Source organism: Massilia genomosp. 1 (genome assembly GCF_011682185.1).
GTDB classification, from domain to species: Bacteria; Pseudomonadota; Gammaproteobacteria; order Burkholderiales; family Burkholderiaceae_D; genus Telluria_A; species Telluria_A rubra.
Window position 1 is genome coordinate 1 of record NZ_WHJF01000021.1, and the last position, 14327, is coordinate 14327.

Genomic DNA, 14327 nt, shown 5'->3' on the forward strand with positions numbered 1-14327 from the left:
CAGTATCGATTTAACCGGCGCTTCGATTTGTCGACCATCTTGACGCGCCTCTTGTACGCTGCTGTCGCCACGGGCAACCGAACCGAAGCGTGGTGTCGGTTAGCTGAAGATCAGCGCTAATCACCTTGCTTTTTGAAACTCTGGTGCGACTCGCGTACGACGTGAGATTGATGATCCCTCTCAGATTTATGCGATTCGGCCCGAGGCTCAGGTTTCTTGCCCATAAATCACCTATGAATCAAGTTGCTGAAATGCTTCAGGTGCCCAATCAGAAATTTTTGAAATTGGGACTCCAACACAATTGAACTCTACGACAATATTTTCAATCTGCCTCGTTTCAGCCAGCATCGGCTTGGGCATTTCGGCCACCCACGAGTACCCGTCCGCGTGTATCGGACAGACATTCATCAATGTAATCGCCCCATTCGACTCTGGCTCTCTGCTGCTGTTGGCATTGTTTACCCGTCCGAGCCAACATGGCGGCACGTCGGCCTGGACAATCAGCTCTCCGTCACTTCTGGTTGCCTGTTGAGGCGCTTTCACCAGCAACGCGACTGATCTGGTTTGCTTTCCTTCAAAATACGCGCTTATACCTCGCAATCTTGGCAATGACCAAAGATTCAGTTCTTTGCGCGTTATAAGGAACTCAATTTTTCCATTGCCGTTTATAAAGTAATTCCACTGATCATTAGTGCAACTGTCGCGCAGGTGGACTACATGAGTGAAACTTTGATCATGCTGGGTTTTCAGAGCGTGCCAATGAATTAACTCTCGCACATAATTCTGAGCAATCGCGACAGAGTCAAGAGCACTGTCGGCGGCTCCGAGCCGGTGACGAATCACACCTCTGCCGAGTAGTTGACTGAGCCCCTTTTGCGCAGCTGAAATGCGGGATAGCGCAGAATTAAAATCCATCATCATCCTCCCCGCTATTATTTCTGTCTCATGACGCGGATCGAGAATATCTCCATTTGTCAGAACATGTTTGCGAGCGTTGTGTTGCACACGCGCGAGCTTGGTCTCCTCCACCCCTCGCATAAGCTCCTCAATTGCGGCCTCTGCCTCCCTTGCACTATTTTCAATACTCACCTTAAACTGCTGCAACGCCGCCGTGGCCCCGGCCTGATCTGCCGTGCCCTGCCATTTACGCACTGGATCAGCCGTATCAGCGAAAAGACGCCAGTTTTCGATTTGGGCTTTAAACTGCGCAATAATTTGGTCAGCATCACGTTTAATTAGCCGATTGCGCTCCGCATTCAAGGCTGCGTAAGCTATCGGCGCTTGCATTGGATCCCCACTTATCTTATACCGTCTCTCCTCGTTTTCGATATGAAGATTCACTGAATCAAATTGGAGCCTCATTTCAAAGTCGGTGGCCAAGAGCCCTAAAAGACTGGCTCGGTCATCATTTGCGCGATCAAGTAAATCTGCCGCACTATTTAGCAATCGTTCAAACTGCCAAAATGAAAATTCAGATTGAGCGCACGTATCTATTAAATTCCACTCCTTCTCAGTTAATGACCTAAATATCGAAGAAACGGTTTCTCCAAAATTTTCGAGCTTCAGCTCCTTAATTTCCGGCTTCATGGCTGCCCATCTCCTTAGTCGCGGCGAAAGGAAAACACTTTTAAAAATCCATTCAATTATGAAATTTCGTTTAGCAAAACCACGAATCGAAACATTCTATTGTGACTCGCCTCAAATTGGAGCCGGGTACGCAGATATTTATCTTGAAGTAATCGATGACGAAAAATACCAGTCTAGGCGGATGAAAAAATAGAATGGGCGACAAACAAGACTGAGCCAAAGCCCCAAGTTATCGTCGTGCTTGCAAGACGATTGTAACTTTTTGAGAGTGACCCTATTTTAATCCAAGCCCGCTCCCGCTTCACGACAGTATGAAGCTGCGTCGATCGACTTTCACAAGAAAATCACTTCGCACCCCATTGTCGATCACAAGTATATTGACATGCCATTTTCCAGCAATATTTATTATATAGCTGCCGCTATCAAATAAACCTAGCAATGCAACCAGGGTGACAATCTTTCGCACGTGGCTTTTAGATCAAGCGGGGATGAGATCTTTCAGTGGCGCTACTATATTGAAAGAGCGGGCCGACTTGCGGGGCCGCACAGTAGGCCGCCTCAAAATCATGGGCGACCGCGCCGCCGTGCTGTACAAAGCGCAGCGCCAGGAGCTGGTGTTGCGGCAGTTGCCTTTCGTGCTACATCAGGCGCCCATGCACCCGATGCTCAGCCGCGTCAGCACCACCGCCAACGACCTGGCGCGCATCAACGCACATTGGGCGGAAGGAGAAAAACGGTAGCCTGCAAGCGCCACGGTGCGCGCTAAGAGGCCAGCGCTCCACCTGTGCGGCGCACTACCGGGCTAGGCCCTCTTTTACGATACCAATAGGATAGATCGCATATACCTGCCGGCCCCAACCCCGACGATATCGAGCAGATACGCGCCTTGTTGCATCGGCACCTGAAGATAGTCGGCAAGTTCGGACAGCAGAAAAGACGGCGCAAATGTCAGTGATGGCCGTCGCCGCAGTCCGGCATCCTGGACCCTGATGCAGTAATTTTCCCCAGGCATTGCATATTCGGCCGAACCTCTATATAATTCGCCGCTCAGACGCGGGGTGGAGCAGTCTGGCAGCTCGTCGGGCTCATAACCCGAAGGTCACAGGTTCAAATCCTGTCCCCGCAACCAAACACATTTTGAACTGAGCCCGACTCTTCACACAGCCGGGCTTTTGTTTTTAGAAAGGGACTTGCTGCCTTCAAGCCAGTCCGCCGCGCTTCCCATGAGAGACAAAAAAGATAACGCGACCTTCGATCTGCCGGGGTTCGGCGCGGCTGCGCCGCTCGTTCATCCCCCTGCCGAAGCGCGCCGCGCCAGCGCGCCGCGCCCGCGCAAAGCGGCCCTGCGCCAGGAACAGCTCGAACTGCTCGACGAAACCGACGCCAGCGGCCTGCCAGTATGGCGGCGCGAAGACAATACCGACCTGACCGGCCTGCCCAACTGGGCTGCCGCGTAATTCCCCGCCATCCGCCCTCTCTCAGCTTGCCTGTTAGACTGGGCCCGTCCCCTTTTTGCCAGAGCACGCCATGAATCCAAACGCCTTCGCCACCCTGCCGCTGACCGCCACGTTCCTGGCCAACCTGGACTCGCTCGGCTACCGCGAGATGACCGACATCCAGACCAAGAGCCTGCCGCACGTGCTCGACGGGCGCGACCTGATCGCCCAGGCCAAGACCGGCAGCGGCAAGACCGCCGCCTTCGGCATCGGCATCCTGCATAAATTGAATCCGGCCTGGTTCGCGGTCCAGGGCCTGGTGCTGTGCCCGACGCGCGAACTGGCCGACCAGGTGGCCAACGAATTGCGCCGCCTGGCGCGCGGCGAAGGCAATATCAAGGTGCTGACCCTGACCGGCGGCGCGCCGATGCGCCCGCAGATCGCCTCGCTCGAACACGGCGCCCACATCGTGGTCGGCACGCCGGGCCGCATCCGCGACCACCTGGGACGCGGCAGCATCGACCTGTCCAAGGTGCAGACCCTGGTGCTGGACGAAGCGGACCGCATGACCGACATGGGCTTCTACGACGAAATCGCCGGCATCGTCAGCGCCTGCCCGTCGCGCCGCCAGACCCTGCTGTTTTCGGCAACCTACCCGGACGATATCCGGCGCGCCACCGAATCGTTCCTGCGCAACCCGGTGGAAGTAGTGGTCGAGGCCCAGCACAGCGGCGACCAGATCGAGCAGCGCTTCTATGAAGTCGGCTTCGACAACCGCGACCAGGCCGTGGGCCGCCTCTTGAAGCACTTCAAACCCGTTTCGGCGCTGGCCTTTTGCAACACCAAGGTGCATTGCCGCGAACTGGCCGACGAATTGCGCGCGCAGGGCTTTTCGGCGCTGGCGCTGTACGGTGAACTGGAGCAGCGCGAGCGCGACGAGATCCTGGTGTTGTTTTCCAACCGCAGTTGCTCGGTGCTGGTGGCCACCGACGTGGCCGCGCGCGGCCTCGACATCGCCAACCTGGGCGCGGTGATCAATGCCGACGTCTCGAAAGACACCGAAGTGCATATCCACCGCGTGGGCCGCACCGGCCGCGCCGGCGAATCGGGCCTGGCGCTGACCTTGTGCGCGCCCAACGAAAAAAAATGGGTCAAGCTGATCGAAGAGTACCAGCACGCGCCGGTCGCCTGGCATCCCTTGAGCGAACTGGCCGACGATGGCGAGCCGGCCGCGCCGGCACCGATGGTGACCCTGGTCATCATGGGCGGCAAGAAAGACAAGCTGCGCCCGGGCGACCTGCTGGGCGCGCTCACCGGCGACGCCGGGCTGACCAAGGAACAGGTCGGCAAGATCAATGTGTTCGAATTCATGACCTATGTGGCGCTCGACCGCCATGTGGCCGAGCACGCTTTCCAGCGCCTCAACGCGGGCAACAAACTGGGCCGCGACTTCGGCAACATCAAGGGCCGCAGCTTCAAGATGCGCTTTATCGACGCCTAGCAGTCTGCCAGGAAACATCTGGTAACGATTCTTTAATGCATTGTGTTGCGCATCCGACAAGCCGGGCTATGCGGCAAGGCACTTATGCAGCTACACTAAACGTGTCGCGCGTCCCGCTGCCCAGAAATGCAGCGCCAGGACGCGCGCATGACGCCAATGATGGCGCTCATGCCGGAAGATGCGGCAAATTGCGTTGTCATGAGGCAAAATGCATAAATTAGGTTCATCCGGGTGATGCGCTTAATCGTTAAATCTGGCATGATTGCTTGAGATAAACATCGACGCTTCCCTGCGGCCCCGCACCCATGAATAATAACGTCGTGCTTGATGACATTGAAACACTGAAGCAGGCTTTCCTGCGTGGCGCCGGCATTCCTGCCGATGCGCTCGGTTCCGGCCTGACGCCGGAGTTAATGGAGCTGATGGGCAAGCTGATGGCCAGCTCGCTGCAAGGGACGATCGACTTGCTGGCCCTGCGCTCGCTGGTCAAGCAAGAGGTCAAGGCCGATGTCACGATGGTGGTGATGCGCAACAACAATCCACTCAAATTCTTCCCGGACAGCCAGACCGTGCTGACCCAGATGCTGCGCAAGAAAATGCCCGGCTTCATGGAGCCGCTCGAGTCGCTCGACGATGCCTACAACGACTTGCGCAGCCACCAAAAAGGCATGGTCGCCGGCACCCGTGCCAGCATGGGCGCCATGATGGCGCGCCTGAAGCCGGAGCTGTTCGAGACCGAAGTGTCGGGCGGCGGCATGATGGGCACCCTGATTCCCTCGCGCCGCCAGGCCGAGAGCTGGAAGACTTACAAGCAGGCTTACCACACCGCCGAGGCGGAAACAAAAGACCAGTTCAAGTCGATTTTCGGGCCGGCTTTCCTGGCCGCCTATGAAAAGGAAGTCGAGCGCGCGAATGCCGGCACCAGCAATGGTTGAGCGCAATCCGATCCGGCTGGCCTGGACCCGCATCAGCGAAATCGGCATGCGCGCCAGTAACCAGGACGCTGTCGGCGAAGCCCAGCATGGCGATATCTCCTGCTTCATCATCGCCGACGGCGCCGGTGGGCATGAGGGCGGCGAAGTGGCCGCTCACATCGTGGTCGACGCCATGCTCGAGAAATTCGCCGCCGCGCCGGCCTTCGGGGCCCATGCCTTGCTGTCGTATACGGCCAACGCGATCGCCAGTGTGGCGAAAAACAAACAAACCCAGCCGCAGAACCACGACATGAGCGCCACCGTGGCCGCCCTGCTGGTCGACCAGGCCAATGCCCACGCTTTATGGGCGCACCTGGGCGACACCCGCGTCTACCTGTTCCGCGACGGCAGGCTGGTCAGCGTCACGCGCGACCACAGCCTGACCCAGCAACTGATCGACGCCGGGTATGCGCGCGCCGAGCAGCTGCGCACCCATCCGCAACGCAACATCCTGTTCGCGGCGGTCGGCGCCGAAGGCGAAACCCCGGTCGCGCTCGGCGACGGCCCGGTCCAGTTGCTCGACGGCGACGCCTTGCTGGTGTGCAGCGACGGCTTGTGGGAATGGGTACACGAAGACGAGATGGAACGCACCCTGGCCGAATCGGGCAACAGTGAGCAATGGCTGAGCGCCATGTGTGCGCTGGCCGAGGCGGCGCTGGAAGGCAGCGACAAGGTACGCGACAATTTCTCTGCGTACGCCATCCGTGTCGAGAGCGAGATCGTATGAACGCCCTCGCCCCCGGCTCCGAAAACTGCCTGCCGATCGGCACCCGGCTGGCCGACTTCGAAATCACCGGCGTGCTCGGTGAAGGCGGCTTCGGCATCGTCTACATGGCGTTCGACCATTCGCTGCAGCGCAGCGTGGCCCTGAAAGAATACATGCCGGGCGTGCTGGCCGCGCGCGCCAGCGACAACAGCATCATGGTGCGTGCCGAACGGCACCAGGAAACCTTCAATGTGGGGCTGAAAAGCTTTATCAACGAAGCGCGCTTCCTGGCCCAGTTCGACCACCCGTCGCTGGTCAAGGTCCACCGTTTCTGGGAACAGAACCGCACCGCCTACACGGCGATGCAGTATTACGATGGCCGCACGATCAAGGATATTGTCACGCATAGCCCGGAACTGGTGACCGAAGCCTGGTGTAAAAAGGTGATGAAGCAGATTCTCGACGCCCTCGAGATGCTGTACACCATGAAAATCCTGCACCGCGACGTTTCGCCGGACAATATCATCGTGCAGGAAAGCGGCGACGCCGTGCTGCTCGACTTCGGCTCGGCGCGCCAGATCATCGGCGACCGCACGCGCGGCCTGACCGTGATCCTGAAACCCGGCTATGCGCCGGTGGAACAGTACGCCGGCGACGCGTCGCTCGACCAGGGCCCGTACACCGATATCTACGCGCTGGCCGCGGTAATGTTTTTCGCCATCATCAAGGAACCGCCCGCGACCTCGATCGCGCGCATGGTGCGCGATCCGGTCAAGCCGCTGGCCGAACGCGGCCTGCCCGGCTACGGCCAGGCGTTTCTGGCAGCCATCGACAAGGGCCTGGCCGTGCTGGCGCAAGACCGCCCGCAAACCATCGACGCTTTCCGCGCCCTGCTGGGCATCGACACCAGCGGCGAAGCGCCGCGCGCCCGCCCCACCGGCCCGGCCCAGCGCTTCGCCACGATCGACCGCCTGCCGGACGCGAGCGCCAGCGCCACGACCGGTCCCGTGCCGGCCACTGGCGCCGAGGGCGCGCCGCCCAAGCCGAACCTGTCGAAGTCGCCCGGCTCGTCGTCGAAACAAGATCCGCTGGCCAAGTCCTCGCGCCGTCCGAAGCCGGAGGTGGCCGAGAAAGCCGCCAAACCGGCCAAGCCGGCCAAAAAGGGCTTGCCGGCCTGGACCGGCATTGCCGCATCCGGCGTGGTAATGGTCGCGGCGATCGGCGTGGGCCTGTATTCGCTGCTGTCCAAGCCGTCCGACACCATCATGGTGGCGCCGGCCCAGCCCCAGCCCGCCATGCCCGCCGCCGTCCTGCCGCCGCCGGCAGCCATCCCGGCGCCGGTGGCTGCGGCGACCCCGCCGGCCGAACCACCTGTGCCGGCCGAAGCCGTTGTCGCCGATGCGACCGTGCCGGCCGACGGTGTCGCCGCCGCCGATGTGCTGGCCGAGCCGGTGCCGGAAGCGGCGCCGGAATCGTTCAATTACAAGCTGTCGATCAAGCCCTGGGGCACCATCTATGTCGATGGCAAGGAAGCGGGCGTGACGCCGCCCCTGAAAAAACTGAGCCTGGCGGCCGGCAAGCACAAAATCCGGATCGCCAATCCCGGTTTCCAGGATTTTTCGGTCAATCTCGACACCAGTAAAAACAAGTCACGCACGATTGAACATGATTTCACAGCGCAGCCTAAATAAACGCATTAAGATCGAGGCATGAACCGATCCCAACACTTTCTGATGTACGCCGCACTGGCCGGCAGCCTCGCGCTGTCCGGCTGCGTCACCCCCGAAGCGCCGAACAAGCCGAGCGCGGCCGCCAAGCCGGGCACCCCGCGCACGCCCACGCCACGCCCGCCGACACCCGTGGTGCCGGCCACCCAGGCGCCCAGCAGCGACCAGGTGGCGCTCGGCGAAGGCATCGAGCTGTATAACCAGGGGGCGTACAACGACGCCATCAAGCGTCTCGGCGCGGCCGATGTGACGGGCGGCTCCAAGGCCAACCAGGTGATCGCGCACAAGTACATTGCGTTTAGCTACTGCGTGACCTCGCGTCCGGCGCCGTGCCGCCAGCATTTCGACAAGGCCTTCAAGCTCGATCCCTCGTTTGCGCTGGCGCCCGGCGAAAGCGGGCATCCGCTGTGGGGGCCGGTGTTCGCCAAGGCCAAAAAAGCCAAGTAAGCACCCGCTACCGACCAAAAAAAACGCTGCCCATGAGGCAGCGTTTCTTTTGGAGCAGCGGCGTGATCAGTTACGGACGACGCGCTTGTACTCGTTGGTGCGGGTGTCGATCTCGATGACGTCGTCGGTGCTGACGAACAGTGGCACCTGGACCGAGTGGCTGTGCGCTTCGATTGCGTTCTCAAGCTTGGCTTCTTTCAGGACGTTGCCCGACGTATTGCCTTTGACTGCTGGCTCGGAGTAAGCAACCTTGCGGGCGATCGTGGTTGGCAGCTCGACCGAGATGGCCTTGCCGTCGTAGAACACGGCTTCGCATTCCATGCCGTCTTTCAGGTAATGCAGCGCATCGCCCAGGTTTTCTTCTTCGATTTCGTACTGGTTGTATTCAGTATCCATGAAGACGAACAGCGGATCGGCGAAGTACGAGTACGTCACTGGCTTTTTGTCCAGCACGACGACGTCGAACTTGTCGTCGCCACGGAAAACGTTTTCCATCGGGCTGTTGTTCAGAAGATTTTTCATCTTCCATTTGTAGGTGAAGCCCGTGCGGCTCGAGCCGTTGACATCGGAACGCAACACGATCATAGGCTTGCTGTCAACCATAATGATGTTGCCAACACGAATTTCTTTTGCAGGTTTCATAAAGAGTGTACGTAAAAAGTGGGTTGCATAAAAATCATCTGTCGCCTGCTGGCATGACGCCGGAAGCTCACGTTTGATCGAGGTAAAAATACGTTAGAAATTAACCGAATATTGTACCTTATCCGGGCCGGGATGAGCTAAGCGAAGAGGCAAAGTTCAGCAAATTACTGGTGAGGTCGCCGTTTGCCAACATCCGGTGCCGCCATTCGCCGGCACGCGCATGCAGTTCGGGCAAAGCGGCGAAAAAGGCCGGCCACAGCGGCGCCGGATCGGGTGCGTCCGGGGTGGCGCCGTTCCAGCACAGCGAGAGCGCGGACAGGCTGTCGAGGCCGTTGGCGTAGCGCCCCAAAAAGGCGCGCAGCTTCTTGTGGTGCAAGTTCTCGTCTTGCGGGTAGATATGCCAGATGAACGGGCGCCCGGCCCATTGCGCCCGCACGAAGGAATCTTCGCCGCGCACGAAGTTCAGGTCGCATGCCCATAGCAGGCGGTCGTAGTCGGGCTGGGCGACAAAAGGCAGCACGCGCACGGTCAGCGCGCCGCGCGTGCGGGACGCGCCGGGGTCGGCAGGCGCTTGCAGAAAACTTTCTACCGCGCCTTTTGCGACGCCGTCGGGCACCAGGACGGTGACCGCTTGCGAGCCGCCCTGCCAGGCCGCGAACAGCTGCGCCAGCGGCGCGTGCGGATAGCAGAACAGCGAGATCCTGGTCGACGCCATTTCTTGCTGGGTGACGCCGAAGCGCGCCAGAAATCCGGCCATCGTGGCGGGATCGTCCTGGAACTGGCGGCGCTCCTCGTCGAGCGTCGCTTCGCGCATCAAGCCGCCGGTTTTGCCGGTGAAGCCAGGGAAGAAGAAGTGTTTTGTCAGCGACAGGCGCGGATGGGACGATGGCAAGGTGTGGCAGCCTTCGACCCACTCCTCGGCCGTCAAGCCTTCCAGGTTGAACCAGACCGGACGCGGTTCGCACTGCGCCATGGCGGTGATGTAAGCAGGCGGGATGTCGCAGGCGAAAAATTCGATGACGATGTCGGCGATGTCGCCAGGGGTGAAGCTGCCCTCCTGGTCGACCCAGTGGCACACTTCCACGCCAGCCACCCGCTGGAGCGCGGCGGCGGGGTCGATCCCGGGGCATATGCGATGAAAACTTTGCAGGTCGTCGACCCACAGGGTGACCGCGATGCCGTGTTCGCGCTGGAGTTGGCGAGCAAGTCGCCAGCAGATGCCGATATCGCCGTAATTGTCGACGACGCGGCAGAACAGGGCGAGGGTGAGTGCGGGTTCGTTGGCGAGAGGCATGTCGGTTGTCGGAATAGTTGGGTAACGCTGCTGCCGGTGGCGCCGTCGTCCCTGCGCGTGTACGACTTGCTTGATGCCGCATCAACGGATCGATCGCAGAATGCAAAAAGCCGCACAAGGCGGCTTCTCACACTGACTGGCGTCCCCAAGGGGATTCGAACCCCTGTACTCACCGTGAAAGGGTGATGTCCTAGGCCTCTAGACGATGGGGACCTGAACTGTTGTCAGGTAGCGGCAACTACCTGCAATGTACGACTACATCAAAACTTGGTGGAGGTAAGCGGGATCGAACCGCTGACCTCTTGCATGCCATGCAAGCGCTCTCCCAGCTGAGCTATACCCCCCATGTAACGCGAACTACTCTGCGCTGGAATAACAAAGAACCGTTTTCACGATCCTCTGGTAAAACTGGCGTCCCCAAGGGGATTCGAACCCCTGTACTCACCGTGAAAGGGTGATGTCCTAGGCCTCTAGACGATGGGGACCCGGTACTGCAATCAGGTAGTGGCATCTACCTGCAACCCATTACTACTGCTTCGATTAGTGGTGGAGGTAAGCGGGATCGAACCGCTGACCTCTTGCATGCCATGCAAGCGCTCTCCCAGCTGAGCTATACCCCCGTCCGTCGAAGAAGCAGAATTATATACTAGGGCTTGCAATATGCAAAGCCCCGGGCAGAACAATTTAAGCGGCAGCGTTCAGGCGCGACAGAACCAGTTCGCGACCGAGCAGCACCAGCACCGCATCGATGGCCGGCGTTTGCAACTGGCCAGTCAGCAAGAGGCGCAGCGGCATCGCCAGGACCGGCATCTTGATTGTATTAGCAGCAAGCACTTCCTTGATCATCGCGGCCAGCGCTTCGCGCGTCCACTCGACCGTGGCGCAACGCTCGGCAAACTGCGCCAGCGCCGGCTTGACCGCATCGCTCAGGTGCTGGGTCATCAGGGCGGCGTCCGGCTGCGGCGTGCGATAGAACAGCATGGCCGCGTCCGCCAGTTCGTTGACGGTATTGCTGCGGTCCTTCATCAGCGCCAGCGCCTCGGCCAGTTCCGGCGCGCCGTCGAACTGGGCGCCCTGCGCTTGCATGCGCGGACGCGCCAGCGCGGCCAGGCGGGTGTTGTCGGCTTGCTTGATATAGTGGTTGTTCAGCCAGGCCAGCTTTTCCAGGTCAAACTGGGCTGGCGACGCCGTCAGGTGATCGGTATTGAACCATTCGCAGAACTGGTCCATCGAAAACACTTCGTCGTCGCCATGACTCCAGCCCAGGCGCGCCAGGTAGTTCAGCAGCGCTTCCGGCAGATAGCCCATGTCGGGATACTCCTTGATGTTAACCGGAATTACTTTCTCGCCCTTATCGCGCTTGGAAATTTTCTTGCCATCCGGCCCGTGGATCATCGGCAAATGCCCGTACTGCGGCAGCGGTGCGCCGATGGCATTGAGGATATTGATCTGGCGTGGGGTGTTATTCACATGGTCGTCGCCGCGCAGCACGTGGGTGATCTGCATGTCCCAGTCATCGACCGCCACGCAGAAGTTATAGGTCGGCACCCCGCCCGGACGGGCGATCACGAGGTCGTCCAGTTCTTTATTGGCAATCGTGATCGGTCCCTTGACCACGTCATTCCACGTGACATCGCCGTCGAGCGGATTCTTGAAGCGCACCACGGGCTCGCGCTCGGCAGGTACCGGCGCCAAGGTCTTGCCCGGTTCCGGGCGCCAGGTGCCGTCGTAGCGCGGCTTTTCGCCGGCGGCCGTGAAGCGTTCGCGCATGGCGTCGACTTCTTCCCTGGAAGAATAGCAGTGGTAGGCGGTACCGGCTTCGAGCATCTGGGCCAGTACTTCGCGGTAACGGTCCATGCGCTGCATCTGGTAGAACGGGCCTTCGTCATGGCTCAAACCGAGCCACTGCATGCCCTCGATGATGGCCTGCACGGCTTCCGGCGTCGAACGCTCGACGTCGGTGTCTTCGATGCGCAGCACGAAGGTGCCGCCGAGATGGCGGGCGTATGCCCAGCTGTAGAGTGCGGTGCGGGCGCCGCCAAGGTGGAGGTAGCCGGTCGGGCTGGGGGCAAAACGGGTGCGGACGACGGTCATGGGATCGGTATGCTGAGATAAAGAGAAGTATTTTACAGCGTCGCCGCCGCGCCGTGCCAGAGAGGGACGACATCGACATCGCCGTGCGCTCGACGCCCTGCAGGCCCTCGCTCGACATTGCGGAAGCTGACACCTGAGCGACACTCGCCCGATGGCGCCGTTGCGCCCGCAAAACAAACTATCCCTCCAACAACATGCACGGCGCGTACGACGGAGCTGGCCCGTTCAGGGCAGCGCATCAACACTGACACCACTGCGGGTTCCCGCCTGAGTCACCGCAACACCCGGCCGGCGGCGGCGGGCTATCGTCCGCACGTATGCCCCTCACCGCAGCCCCCCCCTGCGGGCATCCCCGTGCTTCCCGGCCGGAAGCCATCTCACAGGGAACACACCATGAAACGACGCACCTTCCTGACGATCGGCGGCGCTGCCGCCATCGGCAATGCGCTGACGGCCTGCGGCGGCGGCTCCCACAACCCGCCTCCTTCGCAACCGCCACCGGAGCCGACCCAATCGGGCACGGTTACTGGCTGGAACAAGCAGGCGCTTGAGGCCGTGCGCGCCGTGCGCATGGCGCCGCCCATGGCCGCGCGTGCGGTCGCGATCGTTCACAGCGCCATGTACGAGGCCTGGGCCGCCTATGACGATGCCGCGCTCGGACAGTACCTGGGCGCACAATTGCGCAGGCCGGCTGCGGAGCGCACGACGGCCAACAAAGCGAAGGCCATGAGCTTTGCCGCCTATGCCGCCCTGCTCGATCAGTTTCCTGACCAGCAAGCCGCTTTCACCGCTTACCTTGCCACGCTCGGCAGCCGCCCGATCGACGCCTACAACAACACGGCCCCGGCCCCACGCCTTGGCACCATTGCAGCCCAAGCGGTGCTCGACAAGCGCCGCGACGACGGCGCCAACCAGGGCGGCACAATGGCGCCGGGCGGCAGCCCGTTCGCCGACTACAGCGGCTACGTGGCACGCAATCCTCCTCTGCTGGTCATCCAGCCCACGCCACGCAGCAACATCGTGGCCCCCGACCGCTGGCAACCGCTCTCGTTCAACGATGCCGCCGGCGTACGCCGCACCCAGAGCTTTCTTGCGCCGTTCTGGGGCTCGGTGCGCCCGTTTGCGCTCACCTCGGGCAGCCAGTTCCGCCCACCCCCACCTGCCGCCTTCGGCACCCAGGAATTTGTCGACCAGGCGACCGAGATCGTGCAAATCCAGGCCGTCCTGAGCGAGCGCCAGAAGGTCATGGTCGACTTCTGGGCCGGCGGCCCCAGCGGCGAATTGCCCGGTTCTTACTGGTGCCGCTTTGCCCAGTTGATTTCAGCGCGCAAAAACTACACCGATGACGACGACGTGAAACTGTTTTTCGCACTCACCAACGCGGTACTCGATGCCAGCATTGCCGCCTGGGACGCCAAGCGCGCCTACGATTCCGCGCGCCCGATTAGCGCGATCCGCTACCTGTTCAACGGGCGCACCGTCCAGAGCTATGGCCCCGCAGGCCCGGCCGGCGGACTGCGCCCGGTCCCCGGCGAGGCCTGGATGCCCTTCTATCCGCCGAGCGCGCCGACGCCCGCCTTCCCTGACCATGTTTCCGGACACAGCACCTTCAGCGCGGCCTCGGCCGACGTGCTGCGCCGCTTTACCGGCAGCGACCTGTTCAGGCATGCGGTCACCCTCCAGGCACGCTCCCTGCTGATCGATCCGGGCCTGCCTACTGCGCCCGTCACCCTTGCCTGGGAGACCTTCAGCGACGCCGTCATCGAGGCCAGCGCCTCGCGCGTCTACGCCGGCATTCACTTCAAGCGCGCCAGCGACGACGGCCGCACGCTCGGCACCCAGGTGGGCGCCACCGCGTTCGCACGCGCCCGCGCACTCTGGAGCGGCAACGCCTGACGCGCCGCCACGTACCGCCAGGC

At 61.1% G+C, this 14327-nt stretch carries 12 protein-coding genes, 5 tRNA genes and 1 pseudogene; 10 read left to right on the forward strand and 8 right to left on the reverse strand.

Annotated elements, in window-relative coordinates:
- Window positions 1–120, forward strand: a pseudogene (locus tag F1735_RS10240) (IS1595 family transposase); the annotation flags it as partial.
- 111 nt (window positions 121–231) lie between these two features.
- On the opposite strand, the gene F1735_RS10245 reads toward F1735_RS10240, so the two are convergent.
- On the reverse strand, window positions 232–1587 hold the full coding sequence (locus tag F1735_RS10245; protein WP_167236839.1) for a hypothetical protein: 1356 nt from the start codon (window positions 1585–1587) through the stop codon (window positions 232–234).
- Window positions 1588–2153: 566 nt separating this feature from the next.
- Between F1735_RS10245 and F1735_RS10250 the strand changes: the two genes are divergently transcribed.
- From F1735_RS10250 to F1735_RS10285, 8 genes are all read left to right on the forward strand, one after another.
- A complete protein-coding gene (locus F1735_RS10250; RefSeq protein ID WP_167236840.1) occupies window positions 2154–2327 on the forward strand; it encodes a hypothetical protein in 174 nt (57 codons plus the stop codon).
- A gap of 312 nt (window positions 2328–2639) precedes the next feature.
- A tRNA-Met gene (locus tag F1735_RS10255) sits at window positions 2640–2716 on the forward strand.
- A gap of 94 nt (window positions 2717–2810) precedes the next feature.
- Window positions 2811–3044, forward strand: coding sequence for a hypothetical protein (locus F1735_RS10260; RefSeq protein ID WP_167236841.1), 234 nt, complete (start codon window positions 2811–2813; stop codon window positions 3042–3044).
- Between the two features lie 70 nt (window positions 3045–3114).
- On the forward strand, window positions 3115–4524 hold the full coding sequence (gene dbpA, locus F1735_RS10265) for an ATP-dependent RNA helicase DbpA (RefSeq protein WP_167236842.1): 1410 nt from the start codon (window positions 3115–3117) through the stop codon (window positions 4522–4524).
- A 320-nt stretch (window positions 4525–4844) separates the two neighbouring features.
- Window positions 4845–5459: a type VI secretion system-associated FHA domain protein TagH gene (gene tagH, locus F1735_RS10270; RefSeq protein ID WP_373888495.1), complete on the forward strand. Its 615-nt coding sequence runs from the start codon at window positions 4845–4847 to the stop codon at window positions 5457–5459.
- Entirely contained in the window at window positions 5437–6225 is a 789-nt protein-coding gene (locus F1735_RS10275; protein WP_222852970.1) for a PP2C family protein-serine/threonine phosphatase, read from the forward strand. The genes tagH and F1735_RS10275 overlap by 23 nt, the downstream gene beginning before the upstream one ends.
- Window positions 6222–7895, forward strand: coding sequence for a serine/threonine-protein kinase (locus F1735_RS10280; RefSeq protein ID WP_229505703.1), 1674 nt, complete (start codon window positions 6222–6224; stop codon window positions 7893–7895). The genes F1735_RS10275 and F1735_RS10280 overlap by 4 nt, the downstream gene beginning before the upstream one ends.
- Window positions 7896–7913: 18 nt before the next feature.
- Window positions 7914–8378 carry a TssQ family T6SS-associated lipoprotein gene (locus tag F1735_RS10285; protein WP_167236846.1) on the forward strand — a complete coding sequence of 155 codons (465 nt, stop codon included), beginning with the start codon at window positions 7914–7916 and terminating at the stop codon, window positions 8376–8378.
- A gap of 66 nt (window positions 8379–8444) precedes the next feature.
- On the opposite strand, the gene F1735_RS10290 is transcribed toward F1735_RS10285, so the two are convergent.
- The 7 genes from F1735_RS10290 to gltX all read right to left on the reverse strand — a co-directional run bounded on the left by F1735_RS10290 (window position 8445) and on the right by gltX (window position 12408).
- Window positions 8445–9020, reverse strand: a complete 576-nt coding sequence (locus F1735_RS10290; protein WP_054267202.1) for an elongation factor P — start codon at window positions 9018–9020, stop codon at window positions 8445–8447.
- A 118-nt stretch (window positions 9021–9138) separates the two neighbouring features.
- Window positions 9139–10314, reverse strand: a complete 1176-nt coding sequence (earP, locus tag F1735_RS10295; protein WP_167236847.1) for an elongation factor P maturation arginine rhamnosyltransferase EarP — start codon at window positions 10312–10314, stop codon at window positions 9139–9141.
- A 137-nt stretch (window positions 10315–10451) separates the two neighbouring features.
- Window positions 10452–10527, reverse strand: a tRNA-Glu gene (locus F1735_RS10300).
- A gap of 55 nt (window positions 10528–10582) precedes the next feature.
- A tRNA-Ala gene (locus F1735_RS10305) sits at window positions 10583–10658 on the reverse strand.
- Between the two features lie 65 nt (window positions 10659–10723).
- Window positions 10724–10799, reverse strand: a tRNA-Glu gene (locus F1735_RS10310).
- Window positions 10800–10858: 59 nt separating this feature from the next.
- Window positions 10859–10934: transfer RNA gene (locus tag F1735_RS10315), tRNA-Ala, on the reverse strand.
- A gap of 64 nt (window positions 10935–10998) precedes the next feature.
- The gene (gene gltX / locus F1735_RS10320) at window positions 10999–12408 is read right to left on the reverse strand and encodes a glutamate--tRNA ligase (RefSeq protein ID WP_167236848.1); all 1410 of its coding nucleotides are present in this window, start codon (window positions 12406–12408) and stop codon (window positions 10999–11001) included.
- A 393-nt stretch (window positions 12409–12801) separates the two neighbouring features.
- Here gltX and F1735_RS10325 point away from each other — a divergent pair, with 393 nt between their 5' ends.
- On the forward strand, window positions 12802–14304 hold the full coding sequence (locus F1735_RS10325; protein WP_167236849.1) for a vanadium-dependent haloperoxidase: 1503 nt from the start codon (window positions 12802–12804) through the stop codon (window positions 14302–14304).
- Window positions 14305–14327 lie beyond the last annotated feature (23 nt).